General features: G+C 56.9%; 13 protein-coding genes and 1 pseudogene. 5 read left to right on the forward strand and 9 right to left on the reverse strand.

Annotated elements, in window-relative coordinates; genetic code table 11:
* Nucleotides 1-12: 12 nt before the first annotated feature.
* The 3 genes from ACYQ47_RS21205 to ACYQ47_RS21215 all read right to left on the reverse strand — a co-directional run bounded on the left by ACYQ47_RS21205 (nucleotide 13) and on the right by ACYQ47_RS21215 (nucleotide 4,138).
* Nucleotides 13-2,103, reverse strand: a complete 2,091-nt coding sequence (locus ACYQ47_RS21205; protein WP_459906688.1) for an AAA family ATPase — start codon at nucleotides 2,101-2,103, stop codon at nucleotides 13-15.
* Between the two features lie 458 nt (nucleotides 2,104-2,561).
* Complete coding sequence (locus ACYQ47_RS21210; protein ID WP_459906690.1) at nucleotides 2,562-3,257, reverse strand: hypothetical protein; 696 nt, start codon at nucleotides 3,255-3,257, stop codon at nucleotides 2,562-2,564.
* Nucleotides 3,254-4,138, reverse strand: a complete 885-nt coding sequence (locus tag ACYQ47_RS21215) for a DNA-processing protein DprA (RefSeq protein ID WP_459906692.1) — start codon at nucleotides 4,136-4,138, stop codon at nucleotides 3,254-3,256. The genes ACYQ47_RS21210 and ACYQ47_RS21215 overlap by 4 nt, the downstream gene beginning before the upstream one ends.
* A gap of 865 nt (nucleotides 4,139-5,003) precedes the next feature.
* Here ACYQ47_RS21215 and ACYQ47_RS21220 point away from each other — a divergent pair.
* Nucleotides 5,004-5,135 (forward strand): hypothetical protein, encoded by a 132-nt coding sequence (locus tag ACYQ47_RS21220; protein ID WP_459906694.1) that lies wholly within the window; start codon nucleotides 5,004-5,006, stop codon nucleotides 5,133-5,135.
* A gap of 635 nt (nucleotides 5,136-5,770) precedes the next feature.
* Nucleotides 5,771-6,524 (forward strand): annotated as a pseudogene (locus tag ACYQ47_RS21225) (YoaK family protein).
* A 169-nt stretch (nucleotides 6,525-6,693) separates the two neighbouring features.
* Here ACYQ47_RS21225 and ACYQ47_RS21230 read toward each other — a convergent pair.
* On the reverse strand, nucleotides 6,694-7,929 hold the full coding sequence (locus tag ACYQ47_RS21230) for an MFS transporter (protein ID WP_459906696.1): 1,236 nt from the start codon (nucleotides 7,927-7,929) through the stop codon (nucleotides 6,694-6,696).
* A gap of 945 nt (nucleotides 7,930-8,874) precedes the next feature.
* Between ACYQ47_RS21230 and ACYQ47_RS21235 the strand changes: the two genes are divergently transcribed.
* Complete coding sequence (locus tag ACYQ47_RS21235; protein WP_459906698.1) at nucleotides 8,875-9,933, forward strand: helix-turn-helix domain-containing protein; 1,059 nt, start codon at nucleotides 8,875-8,877, stop codon at nucleotides 9,931-9,933.
* Entirely contained in the window at nucleotides 9,933-10,421 is a 489-nt protein-coding gene (locus ACYQ47_RS21240; protein WP_459906700.1) for a PIN domain-containing protein, read from the forward strand. The genes ACYQ47_RS21235 and ACYQ47_RS21240 overlap by 1 nt, the downstream gene beginning before the upstream one ends.
* A 170-nt stretch (nucleotides 10,422-10,591) precedes the next feature.
* Here ACYQ47_RS21240 and ACYQ47_RS21245 read toward each other — a convergent pair whose 3' ends face one another.
* The 5 genes from ACYQ47_RS21245 to ACYQ47_RS21265 form a co-directional block, all read right to left on the reverse strand.
* Nucleotides 10,592-11,401, reverse strand: a complete 810-nt coding sequence (locus tag ACYQ47_RS21245; RefSeq protein WP_459906702.1) for a 2,3-dihydro-2,3-dihydroxybenzoate dehydrogenase — start codon at nucleotides 11,399-11,401, stop codon at nucleotides 10,592-10,594.
* Nucleotides 11,402-11,421: 20 nt separating this feature from the next.
* Nucleotides 11,422-15,348 (reverse strand): amino acid adenylation domain-containing protein, encoded by a 3,927-nt coding sequence (locus ACYQ47_RS21250; RefSeq protein ID WP_459906704.1) that lies wholly within the window; start codon nucleotides 15,346-15,348, stop codon nucleotides 11,422-11,424.
* A gap of 205 nt (nucleotides 15,349-15,553) precedes the next feature.
* The gene (locus ACYQ47_RS21255) at nucleotides 15,554-16,429 is read right to left on the reverse strand and encodes an isochorismatase (protein WP_459906707.1); all 876 of its coding nucleotides are present in this window, start codon (nucleotides 16,427-16,429) and stop codon (nucleotides 15,554-15,556) included.
* Between the two features lie 49 nt (nucleotides 16,430-16,478).
* A complete protein-coding gene (locus ACYQ47_RS21260; RefSeq protein WP_459906710.1) occupies nucleotides 16,479-18,092 on the reverse strand; it encodes a (2,3-dihydroxybenzoyl)adenylate synthase in 1,614 nt (537 codons plus the stop codon).
* On the reverse strand, nucleotides 18,092-19,270 hold the full coding sequence (locus ACYQ47_RS21265; RefSeq protein WP_459906712.1) for an isochorismate synthase: 1,179 nt from the start codon (nucleotides 19,268-19,270) through the stop codon (nucleotides 18,092-18,094). Before ACYQ47_RS21265 ends, ACYQ47_RS21260 begins: the two co-directional genes overlap by 1 nt.
* 639 nt (nucleotides 19,271-19,909) lie before the next feature.
* Between ACYQ47_RS21265 and ACYQ47_RS21270 the strand changes: the two genes are divergently transcribed.
* Entirely contained in the window at nucleotides 19,910-20,203 is a 294-nt protein-coding gene (locus tag ACYQ47_RS21270) for a helix-turn-helix domain-containing protein (RefSeq protein ID WP_459909259.1), read from the forward strand.
* Nucleotides 20,204-20,376 lie beyond the last annotated feature (173 nt).

Raw genomic sequence — 20,376 nt, forward strand, 5'->3', positions numbered from 1 at the left:
CGCAATGGCAAATCAATCTTCGACCGACAATCGGATGGCCTCGTCAAGCTTCTCAGAATATTCGGCGGAGTAATCGCGAAGAGCTTGACTCTTTGCTGCATAATCGAGCAAATTTAAAATATAGTCAGATCGCTGAAACCCGACGCCATCTTCCTTGTTTCGCGGATCGCCATCGCTGCCTTGATTGCCCAGCAGAGCCGGAATCATCTCGCTACCATTCAAATTTGACGTTGTAATGATAGTTCGAGAAAGTGTCTTACCCCCGGCTTGCGTTTCTCTTAAGCCACGAACTGGATCAATACCCCGCGCGAAATCATTCAACGCTGCCCCAGCTTTCGGAATAAAAACGGCATCCAGATTGGCCTCGGGTGTTTCTATTACCAAACTACAAGGCCCCTGTTCGGCAGCTATTGAAAGAAATGTCATCCTAAATGCGAGCTCAATGAATTCCTTCTGCGACTCTGACACTGAGGAAATACTTTCGCGAGAGGTTCCAGAGTGTCTAAAAACGCCCGACGTCATTAAGACATGAAATTCTGGAAATGCGATTTGTATCGAAGCACCTTGGCCGATTTTACGAAGAACGGTTCTATAGTCAAGAATACACCGCTCGGCAAGAAACGCCTTCACAAACCCGTCGAATCTCTCGATCAACTTATCTTTAAATTCCTCAACGTTCTCAGTAATACCATCGACAAGATCTTTCAAATACTCCAGAGCCTGCCTTTTGATTTGCAATTGCTCGTCAACTGACTCCTGAAGTACTCGAACACGCTCGTCTAGCTTAATAATTTGTTCTGGCGCGCCACCACCAATTAGTGCTTCTTTAACTTCGAGCTTTTGCCTGCATGCACTTAGCTCAGCGGACAACTCATCTCTCTCAACCTGAACCCTGAGATAATCCTGCAAAGCCTGTTTGGCGTCTTCTGCTGCTGAATTTGCTGCTTTCTTTTGCATCTCTCGTTCATGAGCCAGCGTCTCTAGCTGCGCAGACTGGTCGTCCAATGTCGGAGCAACGGCATGCCCTTCCTGCTGCGCAGGCTTCGATCCACATATGGGGCAATCGATCGCATGACTTAAATGATCTGCTACATGCTTCAAATGATCGTGGTCGGTCGTGCCGCAGACTACACAACCACGCCCCGCTTGGATGCTGGCAAGAACAAAGGCGCCATAATCGCTGAGCGAAGGGAATATTGCTCCCAACATCTGTTCCCGAAGGCGCAGTTCCTCCTGCTCGATCCGCTCCGCCTCATGACGTCGCTGCTCAACATCTCGCCGGCGCGCTCGTCGAGTCTCATCTAGCTCAGAAAGCCGCTCGGCAAGTTGCTTGCTCCGCTCCTCCATCTGTTTGACCTGCACTCGAAGCAGTTTGAGTTCATCTGGCGTAGATTGCGCTTCTTGCTCCAAAAGCCTCAAGAGGCGCGTACGTTCTCTCGTAAGCACGTGATGAGTGTTGCGTGCCGCACTGTCCGCCGACAGAGCAGTTCCAAGCTTATCTTTATATGTTTTTTGCAGATCGTCAGGAGCAAATAAAATGCGCAATACTTCAGTCTGCGCCCACGTGTCCCAGATGAGAGAACGCCGATCCTCTAAGTAGAATGACAAATACTGCAAAAGCAATACAAAATCAAAAAAATCGTCCACTCCTGCAAGCTCGCAGACTGCTCGCTTGTACTGATCCTCTATCTCTAACGCTGAATCTGTGTCGTTACGTGTACCGTCGAAGTTCAACTCAAGGAGTTGCAGATTCGCCAGCGAACGCGTGATCTCAATGAAGCGGCCGCCCAATGAAAAACGAATCGTCGCAATCGCGTCTTTAGCGCGGTCTGGGACCCGCTCTGCAAACACGTCTGAGCGTATAGTCGCGAGACTTCGCTGTGCTCCTCCGAGTTCATCCCCGCCGCGTAAGTCGCGAGGCCCGGTGAATAATCTAAAAATTATGCTGAGCAGTGTCGTCTTGCCGATACCATTGATGCCAACGATAACGTTGACGCCCGGTAGGAAACGATGATTGAGCCCCGGATCTGAATCCATCCCAGGATAAAGAACATAGTCGTCGATTTCGATTTGTTCGATGACCGGCAGATGGATCGTGCGCATGACTGTCGTTGTACCGAAAGGAATTGCTGGAGGCCCGGCTCCAAGAGACGCGAGACATTGTAGCGCGCGCTCGGACTTGTATCTAATTGTTTCTTACTGCGCCGTGCACGGCTTGTGTTGCCACGACGCGGTACTGTCTCTCTGCGTCGAAGCTTGACCAAAAAAAACCCGGGGTAATTTCAGAGGTGTGCCAAGTCCATTTCCCTACCGACACCAAGGTACCGATCAAGAACAACAACGCGGTCAGCAGGACTATGTCCCGACCAACAATCTGCAGCAATACCCTTGCCCTCTACAACTTAGCCCATCAAATCAGCTCGCGAAAAGGTCTCGACCTCCACGAATAGATAACACAGACGCTTATACCCCTCGACGACATGGTTTTCGAGATCTTTCCTCGTCACGCCTGGAGGACTACGTTTAACCGTCACGGTAAAGCCCAAGCCCCACCAAAATGCTCAGAGATCGTCGGCAAGGTCTGCAAACGGGTTCGGCAGAATGCGGCGGGCCACGAAGTTTCCGATCATGACCGCGTGCGGATAGTGAAGCGCCAATCGTCGCGTTGCTGCGACGTAATGCGCGCCGGACGTCAGCATATCGTCGAACACGAAAATATGGGTTGGCTGATTCTCCAGATCGCCGACGCTAGCGTCAAAGCTTAGATCCAGAAATAGATCCTCCGGGGTCGGCCGGGCGTCAGTCTCGTGACTAGCGCCGTGTCGACCGGAAAAACCGAGACAATCGCGGATGTCCAATTCGGTCTCCAGATTGCGGGCTACGGCTTGCAGAACTTGAAGCATCCGCGGATCGAACATTGCGTCGTCGCGCGCCTTCGACGGAGGAATCGGGACCAGCATGATGCGATGCTTATCCAAAATGTGCTCCCACTTCCAGAGCCGCGCGAATGCACGTCCCACTTTCTCAATAGCCTCTTGCTTGTATCGCCAATCTGCGGCGCCCCTGCGATCCATCTTTTTCTTCAAGTTGCTCATGAGCTGGTTCGTTGGCGAGAAATTCCATTTCTCGCCAACAGTGTGCTCGTAGGGCGTGTATTCACCCCAGAAGTAGCATTTCGCCTGCTCGGGCAGATGAAAGTGATCAGGACGCTCAAGCGCCCCTACAACCGTCAGACGAGGGGGCATCCTTGCGGTCATGAAAGGGCATGCATAATGTCATCAAATTCACGCACCCGAATTGCACCCAGCTTTTCATATTTCGCCGGCCATGTGATTGCGGAATTATGAAAATTGCTTTCCAGAATAAACAGTTTTCGCCCCTGCTTTAACGCCGCCTGCGCCTGAATCAATGTTCCTGAGGTCTCGCTTGCTTCGATGATAATCGTCGCCTGCGAAAGCGCAGACATCGTCTTGTTCCGTTCCGGAAAGAACAACCTGTTCCATTTCGATGACTGGCTCTTATAGCGCAGCACCGGAACCTGACTGATGAGTAGGTATTCCTCCGCGATCCTGCGCTGAAGCGCCTCGTTTTCCTTAGGGTACACTTCCGAAATCGGTGTGCCAATCACGGCGATAGTGCGTCCACCATGCTCGATTGCGGTTTCGTGCGCAATCGTGTCGACACCCTGCGCGAGCCCGGAGACGACGGTGAAATCATATTCGACCAGAGCGCGCACGAGCTTGCGAGTACGCGCAATGCCTTCTGGCGAAACCTTGCGCGTGCCAACAACAGCTACCCGGCGGGGCGATTCCGCTAGTTCCCAAGATCCGAGAAAGTAAAGCAACTCCACCGGCTCCGTTGCTTGGCGCAAACGTTCTGGATAGTCATGGGCGCCATTAATGCGAACGCCAAACCGCTTGATGCCCCTACGCGATAGCTGCTTCACTACCTCTTGGGCCGTGCGTTCAGCGTCCTCATCATCGACAAGATCTGACGGCAAACTGCCTGGATTCGCCTCGAACAAGTCAGCCAGACGTTTCGTTGTCGAATTTGGCTGCTGCCAGAGAAATTCGTAAGCGCCAATCTCAGTGCGTGTGTCGATCGGCTTGTCCACCAGGAACTCACCTAACGTGCTCATGGCACCTCTCATCCTTTGAGTCGATCAAGACGTGGCCGCGCATCGACGAATCCACACGGGCCTACAATGTGTGTAAATATACAGTACTCTAGGCGCCAGGATACGAAAGCAGGCGTGGTCCGAAGTTTCGCCCGGGGCCAAACCCCAGCAGCGGTACGAAGTCTTTTAGGCTCTCTTTGGTGAATGTAGAGTCCGAAATGTGTCTGCGGTCGATGCCACGGTCAGGTTCAACGCGATGACACGAAGAACAAGCGATGTCGACTGCCGACCCTGAGCCGGCGACCACATACGTCGCTGGGTCATTCGACAGGATCATCCCGCACTGCATCGGCCTCGCATCCTGCCCCGTGCTGGCGACAACGTCCGTCGATACCGGTGCCCTCTCCCGCGCCGCCAAGGGCCGCCTATCCGTTTGACGAGTGGGAAGCGCATGTGCCCTATCCAGATTACGCGCCGCACACCCGCAGACCATCTGCGTCATCTTATCGCCCGGCATTCGATACTCAAACCGGTGTCGAAGCCCCGTTTTCAGCAGCGCGACTCGTTCGCTTTCGTCGACGTCGAGCCGTTCGAATTGCGCGGCATATCGCCACCGATCAGGCAAGTCCCACCGTTTGGCCTGACTCCGGCTTCTCCATGTTCGGGCCATCTCCCCCGCAAGCGATGCACCAATCCGCTGCCCGCGCTGCAGTTCCGCACACATCTACACGCTCAACGTCGCACGCATGGCAGGCAGCACAATCGGCAGTGTCGCAGGTGCGACGAGCGGTATCGCGATGGCGCTTGCTGACGCCGAAGCCGGTACTGCAGCGGCGGGATCGGTGGACCCCTTCCACTTGATATTCGAGGTCTCACCAGCGCATTGATGGCCGGCCTGCTCGGCAGCGCCGCAGGACACGCGGCGGGATCCATTGTAGGGCCGGCCATCGACGGGGACATGTTCGATGCCTACCGGCACGTCACATCCGGTCACGCGTTCAACGCGCAGCATGCCTGAGCGTCGCACTCGCGGCCGCCGGCGCGATGCCGCGTGGATCGGCGCCAGCGCCGTACGCACACAGAAAGCGTGTACGAAGAGATGCAACTCGTTTCATGATTCGACCCGTCGTTAGCATAGACGCCCGGCCACGCCACCCGCCGGGCGTTTTCACATCTCGAGGTTCCATATCTCTCAGCCCGACACCAACGGAGCTAACCATAAGCGTGCGGCGCGACGCCTTGTCGAAACCAACGACTTGCCGCGCGGCAACTGGCTGGTGGTGCGAAAACCGGGATCGGCGGCTCGAGCCGGATTTCGATTACCGGTTGAGTGCTCCTATCGGTTCGCATGCATTCGGTCATCTCCTCGTGCATCCACCTTTTTCAATTCTTCCCGCCTTATTTTTGTGCAAATCCTGAAAGGCCATCATCCGTCCCCTCCATCTGACATAGGCCTGCGGCCTAAACCTGAACTTTTAATTTCGCGGGTGTAAAACTTCGACGGAACGGTCGGTCCCTAGCCCAAACGCCCCAGACATTCTCTCCCCCTCCCCTCGCTGGGGGCCGCGCATTATCCAAGTATGCGGTGTGTGGAGCGCCCTTCGTCTCGCACATGATATTTTCAGCCTTCGTGCTAAGAGAACAGAAGGCCCTATGCCACTCGCTTTTCTTCGTGGTCTGACTTCACCGGACCGAACCGATCAAGGAAACCGGCGGCTTGACTGTACCCTGAGCTTTGTGGCCGGGGCGACGAATGCGGGTGGATTTCTAGCCGTTGGGCAGTACACGTCTCACATGTCCGGACCTCGATCGGCGATAATGCCGTACTCGGTCAAACTACCCTCGTCCTGTCAGCTGCCTGCGCTGTGACGGCTTTCGTCTCGGGCTCGGCGACGTCGGCGATTCTTATCAACTGGGGACGCCTGCGCCTCGCGCGCAGCATCTATGCGACGCCGCTGCTGCTCGAGGCCGCGCTTCTTGTAGCCTTTGCGCTGGTCGGATCGCATCTCTTGACACACAGGATGCTGGACACTCCGCTAACCGTGGCGCTTCTCTGTTTCGTCATGGGACTGCAGAACGCAACGATTACGAAGATCTCGAAAGCTGAGATCCGCACTACGCACGGACCGGACTCATCACCGATATTGGCATTGAAATCGGCAAAGCGTTCTACTGGAATCGGGGCTGTCCCTCGGATAAATCACACTATGTTCGTGCCAACCGCCCGGGACTTCGCTTGCTGAGATCTTTGCAAGCCATGTTCATGCTAGGTGGCTTTGTGGGCGCGATCGGTTTCTCGCATATCGGCTTCCTCGCGGCGTTTCCTCTGGCTTGCGTACTGTTCATGCTCACATTCGTGCCGGTCATCGACGACATAAGCGCAATCCGGCGGCGCGCCCGTCTCTAATTTCGAGGCAATCAAATTCGGTTTCCGCGAACGGCTGCGCACGCGTCATCACAATCGGACGATTTCGGGAAGCGGCGTGCGCGCCTGCGCTTCCGCAAACGAGCCGGAGACATCCTTCGCCGCGCGTCGTATGCTGGAGTTTCGTTTTATTGGCTCGCGCAGTTCCGAACTATCCGCGTGATTTGGCGCTGGCGGCGCGCAGTGCCAAAAGACCATTACCGGCGATGCCGGTGACGCCAAGCACCAACAACGCTCCAGCCGGTCCGAACACTGTGGCGAGCGCACCCGCCAGCAGCGTTCCGAGTGGCCAACAGCCAATCCCTACTGTCACCAGCCCAAAGACCCGGCTACGCATTCCAGCGGGTACGGTCTCAATCACGATAGTGGTCTGATATATGTTGTATGCAGCGCTTCCAAGTCCGCCGATGAAGAGGATTAGAAGCAGCATGCCCAGGGAGCTATGATGCGCACCCGCGAATCCAGCAATCCCAATCGCCAAAAAGAATAAGGTCGACCCGCCCAGCAACCAACAAAGACATCTCCCCGGGATGCGAGCGCTTCCGATCACTGCTCCGGCAACAAATGACCCTGCCGGTTCCGCCGAGGAAAGCACACCAATCATGAAGGCTGACAATGTGAAGGTCTCTTTGCCGAGAGGCGTCAGCAGAACGTTGTAGCTGTAACCGCACAGGTTCGTGATGATCGTCACGATGAGAAGCGCGGTGATCGTTCTGCTGTCGCGCGCATATCGCCAAGCCTCAACGAGATCCTCGCGAATTCGGAACAAGGCGAACCCCGCGGTTGTTGCCTGTATCGTCTCAAGCCGAGAAATGAGTGATGCGGCAAAAAGAGACGCCGCCGCCGAGAGAGAATACGACGTCGCAACGCCTAACGTTCCATAGATCCAGCCCCCGAGCAACGGTCCGATACAGCGAGTCGCGTAGTTGGTCATGCTGTCGACGGCAACCGCGCGCGAGGCCATCGACGCGCCCGCCGCCTCAGCGATCATACGTCGTCGTGCCGGCATCTCTGTGGCATAAACGACACCGCTTGCCAGCGCGGCAGCGCAGAGGTGCCACATAGACAATGCCCCGAACAACGACAGAACCGCGACCGTCGTTGACGCAGCGCTTGCAAGCAACAGACCGAAAAGCACGATTTTCTTCCGGTCCATTGCATCGGCGACCACACCCATAATCGCACCGCTAAAAAGGAGCGGCAGACTTCGACAAGCGGAGACTACTGCAACGTCTACAGCGGAATGCGTCGCGTTGAAGGTGAACAATGCGGCGGCTAGCATTTCGAGCCACATCATTGAGGTCGACACCGCGCCGGCTGTCCAAAGAGGTATGAAGCCTTTCGCGCGCATCACGCCTGTCGTATGCGGCGATGGACCTATGGTCATCTGATCGTCTTCCTAGTCTCATACATTGGCGATAGGAGGCGCTTGATAGCTGCCCTGTCCGGCGGCGACGGCACGGTAATCGCGACATCCGCAAACTCAGCGTGCCCTCTTACCGACCTTACCCCGCACCGCCTGCGCGGGAAGTCCGCCCTGCTGAGTAAGCACGGCGTTCCAATCCGACGATCAGGCGCGTGATGCGTCACCGGGATCTTCGCACGACGATGGTCTATCTGGAGGCGGCCTCGGCTCGGTCGTCAATGCGCATGCACGACGGCGCGAGAAGATGGGACTGACCGAAGCACCGACACCTAAAGTAAGTGGCGAGAAAGTGGCGAAGTGCACCCCGCAAACCCACGTCGTTATTGAGTTGGCACATTCTTGTGGGTCATCCGTGCAGAATCTCGCCGAAAAGACTTAGGACATGCCGCGTCGTCGCCAAAATGAGCGCCTACGCCGTCATGGCGACGTTGGCCCATCGCCAGCAGCGGCAGTTTCCCAATGCGCCGTGCATAGACGGTCGAGTTGTACGATGAGACACTGGGACCTTAGGGGGAGGGGGTATCTGAGACCTGGCAGCTTTTTGACCCGGACACAGAGCGGTCTCTCACGCGCAGAAAAAATCCCCCTTTAACAAAAAAATGTTAAAGCCTTTAACATGGCCCTAATTAACTAAACCCCTTTACTGGCGGGGCTTTGAGGCAATTCGGCACATGTTAAAGCGATGTTAAAACATGTTAAAGATGTTAAAGCCCATGGATCAGTCCCGAGAGGTCACAGCCGACATAATTCTTTCATTTTGAAAGAAAATGATTCATCCGAACGGTCGATGCTTAACCATTTTTTTAGGGCGCATAGCTACTCCCCCTCAGACGCAACCCCCGACCCTAGTTTCCGTAGTTGACAAAAAAACGTTAAATAGATAATTTGTCAACCAGGGAGGAAACTATGATAAGCGACCGCATTCGCCGCGCGCGACTGCTGCGAGGCCTGAGCTTGGATGCACTGGCGCAACGCATGGGCGACATCACCAAGCAGGCATTGAGCAAGTTTGAAAAGGATGATGCTGTACCCACCTCCGCGCGTTTGCTGCAGCTCGCGCGGGTCCTCGACGTGAAACCTGAATACTTTTTCCGTTCAGATGCTGTCGAACTTGGCCCTGTGGAATTTCGGAAGCTCTCTGGCATGCCCGTGCGTGACCAAGAATCTGTCATTGAACAAGCACGGGATCATCTGGAGCGTTACCTTGCACTAGAACAGTGCTTTGAAGCCGCGGAAGTTTCCGTTAAGCCGTTTCCCTCTCAGTCGCTGCATGTCGGGAATCTAGACGAGGCTGAGTGGGCAGCCGAAGAGTTGCGGAAAGAATGGCGTCTCGGTAGCGACGCAATCTCAAATCTGACTGAATTATTGGAGGGGCACGGCATCAAGGTCGCGATGCTGGATGGCATCGAAAAATTCGATGGTGCATGCGTCGCCACCCAGGACAAGAGGCACGTTTTGGTAGCGCTTAATCGCCAGCGTCCGGGCGAGCGTCAGCGATTTACCGCCGCACATGAATTGGGGCACTGGCTTATGGCCCTTCCGGAAGACATGCCCGAGCGGGAGAAAGAAGCATGCTGCCATCGCTTCGCGGCAGCCCTCCTCTATCCGCGAGAGCGCGTCAGGGCTGATTTCGGAAGTAGCGTGCGGCATCGCGTACTCATGCAAGAACTGATGCTTGCCAAGCGCGGCTACGGCGTTTCAATGCAAGTGGCAATGCGCCGTCTCAAAGATCTTGGCTTGATTGCTGACAGTCTCTTCCGGTCTCTTAATATCCAGATGGCAAGGAAAGGCTGGAAGACGGCCGAGCCGGAAGCAATGAGCGCAGAGGAACCTTTGCGGTTCGCGTCGCTCGTGTATTGGGGGCTGGCGGAGGGGTTATTCACGCAATCTCGGGCAGCTGAATTCCTGCAGCAGCCGGTATCTGCGCTGGAGGCTAACGGGGCCGCCGTTGTGCTGGAGGCCTAATGCCGAAGGTGTACGTGTCAGATACAAACATCTGGATTGATTTCCACCATGCCGCGCTGCTTGACGAACTGTTCCAATTGCCATTCTCGCTTTGCTGCACGGACTTCGTTGCGTTCGAGCTGGACACTCCTGCGCTGGCTCCGCTCGTCGGGCGCGGACTTATCGTCGAAGAGATGAGCGCAGACGATGTTCGGCAGCTTTCCAAGCTCACGAGGTTGCACGAGAACCCATCGTTGGCCGATATGTCGTGTTACTTCCTCGCGAAGAAGAGTGGCATACCGCTGCTTACGGGCGATGGTCAACTGCGACGACTCGCCATAAATGAGCACGTCGAAGTCCGTGGCGCGCTCTGGCTTCTCGACCAACTGGTGGAGTCCGCTGTGATAGAGACAGCGCGCGCCGCCGGGGCGCTCCGAACCATGCTTGAGAGAAATGCGCGCCTGCCTGAAGCTGAGTGCAGGCTACGGCTCGAACGTTGGGAACGCTAATGCGGCACGACGCCTCGCTTTGCGCCGCCTCGTCGGAAACAAGACGAGGCTGACAGTCACTTTAGATTAATAACGCATCGACTTCGATCAGTCGCCTACCGGCCGCCGGAGGGGAGCGACACGGCTTGGCGCGTGGCCCTTCACTCGGAATGGCAGCGAATTGGTGCAAGTCATGCACCGAGTGTCGCCCCACCGTCTACAGACAGCGTGTGTAGTGTGATGTGGCGCGACGCGTTCGACAAGAGAAACAGTACAGCTTCAGCGACATCATCTGGTGCCGCGATGCGGCCAAGAGGGATGCCGAGACGATATTTCTCGAGCGTTCCTACAATCACGTCCGTTCCGTTTTCCAAGTCATGCCAGACCTGACGCTGCATTGGGGTATCTGTCGAGCCAGGCGCGACGATATTACAGCGAATTCCGTGCGCGGCTAGTTCTAGCCCGAGGCAACGGGTGTATTGGTGAGCCGCCGCTTTCGATGCCGCATATGCCGCCATCTGCGTGCGCGGCACCAACGCCGCATTCGAACCGACGGTAACGATGGCCCCCGACCGACGTACCGCCATGCGTGACGCGACCGCACGCGACAGGTTAAACACGCCATGAGTATTCACTGAAAAGCATTTCATCCACTCGTCGTCCGTTATCGATGTCGCGCTGGCCAGCGTCAAGACCCCGGCAACATTCGCGAGCATCCCGATCGGACCGAAAGCCGCTTCCACTCGCTCGACAACGGATTCGACTGCACTTGCATCTGCGATATTGACCACGAAACCTCGTATGCGCCCGGGCAACGCCACGCTTTGCCTTATTGTGCGGTTGAGCATGTCTCCGTTTATATCCAGCGCTGCCACATCAACGCCACGCATTGCGAGCGCGTACATGACCGCAGCCCCGATTCCGCTAGCGGCGCCAGTCACAACTGCAACTCCAGTCGGAAACCTTTGGCTCATATTGCAGACGTTTGCTTCGCATTCCATGATTAAAAGTCGTATGGGGCTCAGGTGCTGAACCTGTCACTCAAAACGGCTCCGATCGCAGCCATCGGTTCCATGTCCGACATCCCGTCATGCGAACAGTCGACATCGCAGCAGATCATAGATTCGGTCGGCCTGTGTGCATACCAGCTCTTAGGCGATGGCATCCCGGATTTTTTTTGCGTCGCGTTAAAAAGCAGCAGTTGGCCGTGATAGCGGGGCGTTGGCGCCTCGCGAAATAGCCGCATCTGCCGCAATGTTGCATCGACGAATTCATCCAAGCCTGCGTCGCCAAGCACCGCGAAGGGGCTAGTCGCGCACAGCAGGCGCTGTCGCTTCACTGTGTCGGAAACGTCGGTCGTATCGAAGTCGCCATTGACCTGTAGCAGTGTTTGCAGCGCGTCGCTGCGCACGGGTAGCCGCTGGCCAGCCCATGCCGATGACGGATAGCTGTCCATCAGCGCTAGGGTAGCTACCTTTTCGCCATCACGAGCCAGCGCCGCTGCGATACCGTAGGCGAGCGCCCCTCCGAGCGACCATCCGAGCAGGTGATACGGTCCAACAGGTTGCAGCGCCCGCACGCGGTGCACATAGGTCGCAATTAGCGCTTCGAAGTCGGCCGCATTTCGCGTGTCTTCCATCGAAATTTGCAGCCCGTCAACCGTCACATTGGGCAGACAGGCGGCGAGACGCAAATAGCTCCAAGCAAGACCCTCGGCTGCATGAATGCAGATGAGCCGTGGCGTGTCATTTCTACCCTTTTGGAGGGTCAGATGTTGTGCGAATGCATCCAGCTCGACGGGTGGAAGGCATGGTGACGGGGTGCACACCGCGGCAGCTAGAGCGGCGACCGTAGGATGGCTGAACAGGATCGATACTGGGACGTCCCGGCCGAGTGTCTTTGCTAGTCGCACGCTTACCTGCATTGCCGACAGCGACTTGCCGCCGACGTCAAAGAAGTTGGAATGCGGCGTTAATGCGACATCGCCGAGCACGCTCCGCCAGGCGGCCATCACCTCAAGTTCGAACCTACCGCTGACCTCACTGCTAGTGATGCCGGCGCGTCGTACGTGAATTTTTCGCAAGGCGTTGCGATCGATCTTCCCGTTCGCATTGCGCGGTAGCCGCTTGAGCGCGTGCCAGTGATTAGGAACTGCAGCAGAATGCAGCTGCTGAGCGAGTTGCCCGCGTAACGGCCCTGTATCTTCCAATCCCGTGACAAACGCAACAAGTACAACCGCCCCTGCGCTACTTTGCATCGCAATTACTGCCGCTTCGCACACGTCCGGCACGTGTAAAAGCGCATTCTCTATCTCGTGCAGATCGATCCGAACACCGCTTATCTTGATCTGATCATCAATTCTGCCTTCGAAATATAGCTGGCCGTCTCGCAGTGTCGCAAGATCACCAGTACGGTACGCGCGCTGGCCACAATGCGGCAAAGTCACGAAGCGCTCGGACGCTCGGGTCGAATCACCGAGATACGCGAGCGCTAGTCCGTCGCCGCTCAACACTATCTCACCTGCTCGCCCAGCGGCGACCGGATACATACGCTCGTCGACAACACACGCGTCTATTCCCGCGCGCGGCGTGCCAATAGGCACCGACTCGCCGTTGTACCAGACGCTATGCGGGCCACCGATGCATGCAGAGGTCGCGATAATAGTGGCCTCGGTTGGCCCGTAAGTATTCAACAAAGTATGACGTGGCAGGTATAACGCCCAACGGCGCACTCGTTCTGGCAAAGCGGACTCGCCGCCGATGATTGTCAGACGCACGCATTCGAGTCGACGCGCGAGTTGTTCATCAAGCGCATACGCGAGCTGGTGCCAATATGCTGTCGGCAGGTCAAGCACACTTATGCCGCGCCGTTCGACTTCGGCAGTGAACGCATCGACTGAGTTCAGCATTGCATCATCCCTCAATACGAGGGTGGCTCCCTGGCAGAGCGTTATGAAAATCTCTTCGAAACTGGCATCGAAATGCAGCGGAGCAAATTGCAGCACGCGATCATCCACATTGACGCCATAAAGCTCGCAAGTGCTCGCCACAAACTGATTAAGCGCGCCGCGGCTAATCAGCACCCCATTCGGGCGGCCGGTAGATCCCGACGTGTGCATCAAATATGCGGGCAAAGAGTTCTCGATAGGTTCACGCTGCTTCATAAAGTGATGCACATCCTGCAGGTGCGCCGCACTTAGATCTAGCACTGGATAAGTTCCCGCGTATGCCCAGTGCTTGGTACTTACAATGACGAGCGTTGGAGCCACGCCCGCGAGCATCGTCGCAATGCGTTGTGAAGGACCGTTAGGATCAAGTGGCACTATGACAGCGCCAACCTTCAAAACAGCAAGCATCGCAGCAATTACTTCCGGCGACCTTGGCGCCAAGATCGCGACGCGAGTTTCTTGGGTGACGCCGCGTCGAGCTAGTTCGTCCGCCAAGGAAAGTGTGCCTGCGAGCAACGTGCCGTAATCGACCCGACGCTCACCATATTCGATTGCAGTGCTCGCCGGCTGATCGTGAGCGACGCGTTCGATCCGCTCGATTACGTCGATGTACGGCCCCGTCAGGGATGAACCTCGCAAAATCGACGTCGGAGGTAGGCGTTCCAGCAGATGCGCAATCGGTTCGCTCGCCGCGCAGGCGCCAAACCTGTCGAGGACATCCACAAGGTTCCGCATGTATGCTCTGAGCGTTGGTGCGTCGTAAGCATTTGGATTGGCTTCGAGAGTTAGACGCCACGCGCATCCGCTTACTGCTAAGGCCACGTTCAGGTCCTTCACGGGGCCGCCGCGGACCGGGCGCACGCTGCTCGTAAGCCCGTCGAACGCAACTTGGCGGTCGAACGGCATTATGTTGACGGACTGATTAAAAATCGGCCCTTTACGCTTCGATGACTCCAGATCGTCACGGATCCAACCGTACCGATAGTACAGATGCGGTCGAATCGCGTTTATCTGATCCGAGCATACTCGCGCGAGATCGCGCGGCGAATGATTTGAATCGATATGCAATTGGAACGGAACGATATTCATCGCCATGCAGGGCACGCCGAGTGCGGGCGTTCCGAGCCGATTCATCACGAGCAGCCCGATCGTCAGGTCTCGCTGCTCTCCCTGCCGTGCCAACCAAACCCCGATAGCACATAACAACCATGCGTTCCAATCGACCCCCGCGCGCCTAGCGGCCTTGCGAAAAGTGGCGAGCCGGATGTCGTCGACAACGATAGTTTCCTGCAACGCTTCGTTGGCAACGTCATGTTCTGGCGTGAGCAGAAGCGGCGCAGGGATGTGACGCGTATATGTGCGCCAGAACGCCCGGTCGACGTCAAAGCTGCCGCTACGACGATAATGCGTCTCGGCTTCGACGACGCGATCCATTTGCCAGTCCGGCAAATCGGGCAACCGTGTTTTGCTTATGAGGGCGTTGTAGCGCGCCGCCACGGTTTGCTGAAGCAAATTGTAGCCGAAGCCGTCAAGAGCGATGTGATGAACTTGGAGATACCACCAGTGTTTCGTAGGCGAGAGTCTCAGCAACGCGGTGCGATAAAGTGAGTCAGACGTGAGTGCGGAGGACTTCGACATCGATGACTTTATCCAGCAACGAGCTACATGCTCGGGTTCATCTTCCGCCGATACATCTATCAGCGCCAGCTGTGTACTCGGCTCCTTGCGGCATTGCCAAAGTGCATCGTCTGCCCAAGCGAAGTGCATATGCAACGAGTCAGCATGATCGAGCACCGCTTCGACGCAAACCGTCAGCGCTGCCATATCAAGGGCGCCTTCGAGCTCAATAATTTCGGCTGTCAAATAGCCGAGGTCGCTTGGATCAGATTGCTGCGCTAGCCAGATCCCATATTGAGCGGAAGTCGCACGTATCGGTCGGTTTTTGAGTTGCATAGTTGAATAATTCGCGAACACAGTTTCTGCGGAATCGCTGCCGCCCATCCGCCTGCTCTTGCCCAACCACAAATCGTAATCGCGCGAAATTAGTTGCAAATGCCCCCATTCCTTCTGGCGAACGACGTCCGACTAACCTGTCACCCGAGCCGCAGGAATTTGATTTCGTTAGGCTTGCGGATCAAATAAGGTCGGCCAGCCAGAGCAACGGTTACCGCGCGAGCGAGGTTTATGAGACGGGGCTAACGCGTCGTCAAGTGGACGCCTTTTTGGCACGTTGCAACAGGCGAGTCCAAGCGTCGAGCGTTGGTATTTCAGCGAGCTGCACGAATGTAATCGGATAGCCTTCGGACCGCCAGTGTTCGACAAAAGCCATCATGCGGATCGAATCGACGCCGCAAGCGATCAGGTCGGCGTCCGCACGCAACTCAACGGCCGGAACGCACAAGCTCTCGGCAACAAGCTTTGTGACTTCCCCAAGTGAAGGGGCCTTTGATTCGACGCGCGCCGCGCCGACCAGTGAATCAGTCGATACAACGCGGCCGCAGCGCCCCGAGACATATTCCAGCGCCATCCGATGCTCACGCTCGGAGAAATCTGCGATTGCATCGCCGACTAAGAACGGCTTGATGTCACGCATGAATGCGTCGCAAGCAGTCATCAAACAGCCGATATGCGCGTAAACTCCGCAGATTGCGAGCTGGTCGCGATGTTGTACGCGCAATCGTGCTTCCAGGTCCGATCGTTGGAAGGCGCTATAGCGCCACTTGTCCAGCACCGTATCTCCCGGGACTGGCGCAACTGTCGCAGCAATGGCTGCGCGCGCGGGTTGCGCAGCCAACCCCGGTCCCCATAAGTCGGTCAACAGCGCGCGATCCGCGGGCGCTGTGTTTGCCGGCTGTGCCGTGTAATAGATAGGCATCTCCGTTGCACGTGCAAAGGCGATCAAGCGTCCAACACCGGCTAACAATTGCGGCACCGGTGAAGCGTGGCGATCATAGAAATCGAGGAAATAGTCCTGAAGGTCGTGAACAAGCAGCGCTGCACGTTTCGGATCAAACAGCCACATCACGCCGTTTGTCGGCATGTCGGTAGGCATAGGATAAGAAGCAATCTTGGGGATAGCCATATGGGACTCGATCGATTGTGGAAAACTTGGAATGGCACTTAGCCGAACTTCAGACGCCAATCTTGGTCAGCCGATCGGAGATTCGCTGTCGGAGCGCCTGCTTGTCTAGTTTCCCAACTGCCGTCTTCGGGAAAGCATCGACAAACTCGATACGGTCCGGAATCTTGTAGGTGGCCACTCCCTGCTCGAGCACGAACCGCTTAAGCTCGGCCGCACTTAACGATGCAGTGCCGCGGATCACATATGCGCAACTACGCTCTCCTAGATAGGGATCCGGCATCGACACGAGCGCCGCATCGGCAACGCCAGGATGCATCAGTAACACGTGCTCAATCTCCACCGCAGATATCTTCTCGCCGCCGCGGTTGATTTGGTCCTTTGCGCGCCCTTCCACAACGAGATAACCGCCCTCGATCACACGCACACGGTCGCCGGTACGATAGTACCCATCAGGCGTAAAGGCGCGAGCATTGTGACCTTCCGCATCGTAGTAACCGCGGATCGTGTAGGGTCCGCGTGTCAATAGGTTACCCACCTCGCCCAGAACAACGGCACGGTCGTCGTCGTCCACAACAACGATCTCATCGTCCGGCGAGATCGGTCGCCCTTGCGTGGAAATCACGACCCCTTGCGGATCATCAAGCCGGGTGTAGCAGACCAACCCCTCTGCCATCCCGAACACCTGCTGAAGTTGCGCGCCGAAGCCCTCTACGGCGCGCGCCGCCAACGACGAATCGAGTCGCGCCCCTCCAACCTGAATAAGCTCAAGAGACGCTGGCGCACCGCCATGCCGACCGACGGCAGCCAACCAGGGAACTAGTAACGACGGTGAGAGCGCGACCACGGTCACGCGTTCACGCTCGATCAACCCCAAAGCTGTACCGGGGTCAGCACTGTCACTCAGAACGACCGTGCCTCCCGCATGAAACACCCCCAGCGACCCGGGCGAACTGAGGGCATAGTTGTGAGCAGCCGGCAACGCGGCAAGGTAGACGCTGCGCTCACTCAGACCACAGATGCGAGAGCTTTCTCGCACGCTGTACAAGTAATCGTCGTGCGTTCGGGGAATTAACTTCGGCATCCCAGTGCTGCCGCCTGACAACAGTATCAAGGCCAATCCGTGTGACTTCGGCCTCGTCGGCGATGCACTTTCCCCAGTATCGAAAACTTGTAGCCTCGCGTTGTCCTGTGTTGTGAACAACGCGTGCCTCAGAGTAGGCACATCCCTCCGCACGTCACCAGCAAGTGAGCGGTAGTCGAAGTTGGCATGGCGTTGCGCTGCGATGTACGCCACGGCGCCGCTGTGACGACAAAACGAAGTGATCTCGCGGCGGCGGTGCGCCGGCAGCGCATATATCGGCACTGCTCCAAAGCTAAATAATGCGAAAGTGGTCGCGAAAAACGCAAGGCAGTTCGGCAACTGCAGCACCACGCGGTCGCCTGGAGCGATGCCCAAAGCACTCAGCGCCCCTGCGGTCCGTTGCGCCTCAACCGCAAGATCTCGGTAGGACCACCGAAGACCGCCGTGCACGAGTGCTGTTCGCTCGCCGAAACGTGCGACCAGAGCATCAAACCACTCGGCGATGGATTCGCCCCGCCAATAGCCTTTTGCCCGATAGAGAGCAGCCAAATCTGCAGGCCATGGGGTAAAGAGCCCGCTCATCACGTCCAACTCCGCTCGTCGCCTGCGGACCGCATGCTTCTAATTCCAAGCGCATCCAGCATCGTCTTGAACTTCGCTGCGGTTTCAGCACACTCGCCGCCTGGCGTCGATTTTGCGACTATTCCGGCTCCAGCGAAAAGGCGTAGTGTTCGATCGACGGCCTCTGCGCAACGGATCGTAACGATCCATTCACCGTCGCCGCGCCCGTCCAGCCAGCCGAGCATCCCCGAGTAGAACCCGCGGTCGAACGGTTCCGCGGCGCGAATAAAATCGCGCGCCGCCTCACGCGGCGTACCGCATACCGCTGGCGTCGGATGCAACGCAAGCGCAAGCGTAAGCGCGTCCGCATCCGTTACGCCAGAGACAACGGTCGATAGGTGCCACATCGTATCGGTATCAATCAGCGAGGGCCTTGCCGGAACGTCCAAATCCCGGCAAAGAGGCGCAAGGCTATCTCGCACTGCGTCGACGACGACGCGGTGCTCCTCGAGATCCTTTACCGAGTTCAACAATATCTCTGCGCTCCGCCGATCCTCAATCGGATTGCTGCTGCGTGGCGCAGACCCTGCCAGCGGATTCGCTCGTACAACATTGCCGAATCGGCTCACGAGCAATTCCGGGCTTGCTCCAAGCAATGTTCGCCCGTCGCCGATACCGACTGAAAATGTATAGCCACGAGGGTTGCAAGCTGCAAGACTCGCGACTAGCGGAGCGACCTCCACCAAGTCCTCGCAGTCCACTTCAAGTGTGCGAGCGAGCACAACCTTCTCCAGCTCGCCCGTATGGATACGAGCAATTGCGTGCGCCACAGCAGTAGCGAATGCATGCGCCGAAGGGACCTCGCGAATTGCCGCGCGTTTTCCGGACGGCGCGCGCGCCGGCGCGTGCGGGAGGCCGAGCGGCGCGGCACGTATCATCCCTTTCGTGACGCGCAGCGCGGCCGGTGCATTGGTGTCAAACGGCACCGCACCCACGACTGTTGCGCCGGCGCCTCCTTCGGCCTGCGCCTGATGCAGCACGGTTGCTAAACGTTCGACCAACGAAGTTTTCCCATGCGGGATGACGTCTGATCGACCAATTGCGAGGAGCGTGTGCGCTGGCGTCGCAAGGAACAGTGGTGAATCCGCCCGGTACAGATCCCATCTAAATGGGGTATGAGGGCACGCTATCTGGTTCATTGCATCAACTCCTGACTAAATAGTGCGTCTTATTACTGCTGAGCTCGTTATGGTGTTCGCCCGTCGCTCTAAGGCATCCCGGTCCACGCACCGCTGCTTCTTGCGGATCTCTGAATTCGACATGTCGCCTAAGGCACCGTCTAACTCTTTCAGCAACAGCTTCCGTGATAAATTTCTTCGTCGCGTCACCACTTTGCCGCGATCCCACAAGTTGCGTCGAGAAAAGTATCTCAAGCCACGTGCCTTCAACCACGCGAGGGTTAGAATGGAACGGTAGCAGCGGCGGTCCTCCGCGCTCGGTCTTCACAAGAATAGAAGTTCATTCGAAGATCCCAAATTCCTGCACCTCATCCTCGTCATCGCGACGCCGCGCTCTTTGTTGGGAAGAAGTGAAGTAGCAGGTGTGAAAGCAACCGCTATCTCCTAGCGCACAGTAGCATTCGCCGCGCTGTTGGCGTTCTATTCGAGGTAGTTAACTAAACTAAGCGGTGCGACACCGCCGCACACTCGAACCGATTGGGTATCTCGTCTCGCCGGAACATAGACAGTGCGGTGCCCCCAAAGGCGCCGACGCTATGGCCGCATTCGTGTACAAGCAAAGATGAACATCTAACCGAATGAGTCGCAGGCATGAAAGGAATGGCAACAAGGCTTAGGATCGAAAGGAAGAGGCTCGGAGACTCTCAACGCTCATTAGCAAACAAGGCTGGCGTAACCGAAAAGACGCAGGCTATGTATGAGAATGGGCATCGCTTCCCCGACTCACGGTATCTGCAACTCGTTGCGCAGTCAGGTGTTGACGTGCTCTACGTGTTGACCGGAATGCGGTCCGAGCAAACCTTGACGAGCGAAGAGTTGATCCTTGTCCATAGCTACCGACGCTTAGCCCCCCATATCCGACGAGCTGTCGTCTTGTTCGTGCGTTCGCTGTAACCGGACGTCTCAGGCGTAGGCAAACTTCCTATGCGAGCGAGTAGATCGAAGGGGGAGTGGTCGCGGCTTCCGCACCCTCGTCGACGATAGGAAGGCGACAACAGTGGTTTGGGCAACGGGGCGTTGTTTCAGCTCAAAGGTCCCCTGCCCGCCGACACAGACCGTCCCCTCAC

This window comes from Caballeronia sp. HLA56 (genome assembly GCF_054655155.1).

Coding starts and splice junctions, on each gene's coding strand:
- ACYQ47_RS21230 (WP_459906696.1), bottom strand. CDS start 7,929: ATGACCATAGGTCCATCGCCGCATACGACAGGCGTGATGCGCGCGAAA.
- ACYQ47_RS21250 (WP_459906704.1), bottom strand. CDS start 15,348: ATGGGCGGCAGCGATTCCGCAGAAACTGTGTTCGCGAATTATTCAACT.
- ACYQ47_RS21265 (WP_459906712.1), bottom strand. CDS start 19,270: ATGAACCAGATAGCGTGCCCTCATACCCCATTTAGATGGGATCTGTAC.
- ACYQ47_RS21270 (WP_459909259.1), top strand. CDS start 19,910: ATGGCAACAAGGCTTAGGATCGAAAGGAAGAGGCTCGGAGACTCTCAA.
- ACYQ47_RS21220 (WP_459906694.1), top strand. CDS start 5,004: ATGGCCGGCCTGCTCGGCAGCGCCGCAGGACACGCGGCGGGATCCATT.
- ACYQ47_RS21215 (WP_459906692.1), bottom strand. CDS start 4,138: ATGAGCACGTTAGGTGAGTTCCTGGTGGACAAGCCGATCGACACACGC.
- ACYQ47_RS21260 (WP_459906710.1), bottom strand. CDS start 18,092: ATGAGCGGGCTCTTTACCCCATGGCCTGCAGATTTGGCTGCTCTCTAT.
- ACYQ47_RS21235 (WP_459906698.1), top strand. CDS start 8,875: ATGATAAGCGACCGCATTCGCCGCGCGCGACTGCTGCGAGGCCTGAGC.
- ACYQ47_RS21240 (WP_459906700.1), top strand. CDS start 9,933: ATGCCGAAGGTGTACGTGTCAGATACAAACATCTGGATTGATTTCCAC.
- ACYQ47_RS21255 (WP_459906707.1), bottom strand. CDS start 16,429: ATGGCTATCCCCAAGATTGCTTCTTATCCTATGCCTACCGACATGCCG.
- ACYQ47_RS21205 (WP_459906688.1), bottom strand. CDS start 2,103: ATGCGCACGATCCATCTGCCGGTCATCGAACAAATCGAAATCGACGAC.
- ACYQ47_RS21245 (WP_459906702.1), bottom strand. CDS start 11,401: ATGGAATGCGAAGCAAACGTCTGCAATATGAGCCAAAGGTTTCCGACT.
- ACYQ47_RS21210 (WP_459906690.1), bottom strand. CDS start 3,257: ATGACCGCAAGGATGCCCCCTCGTCTGACGGTTGTAGGGGCGCTTGAG.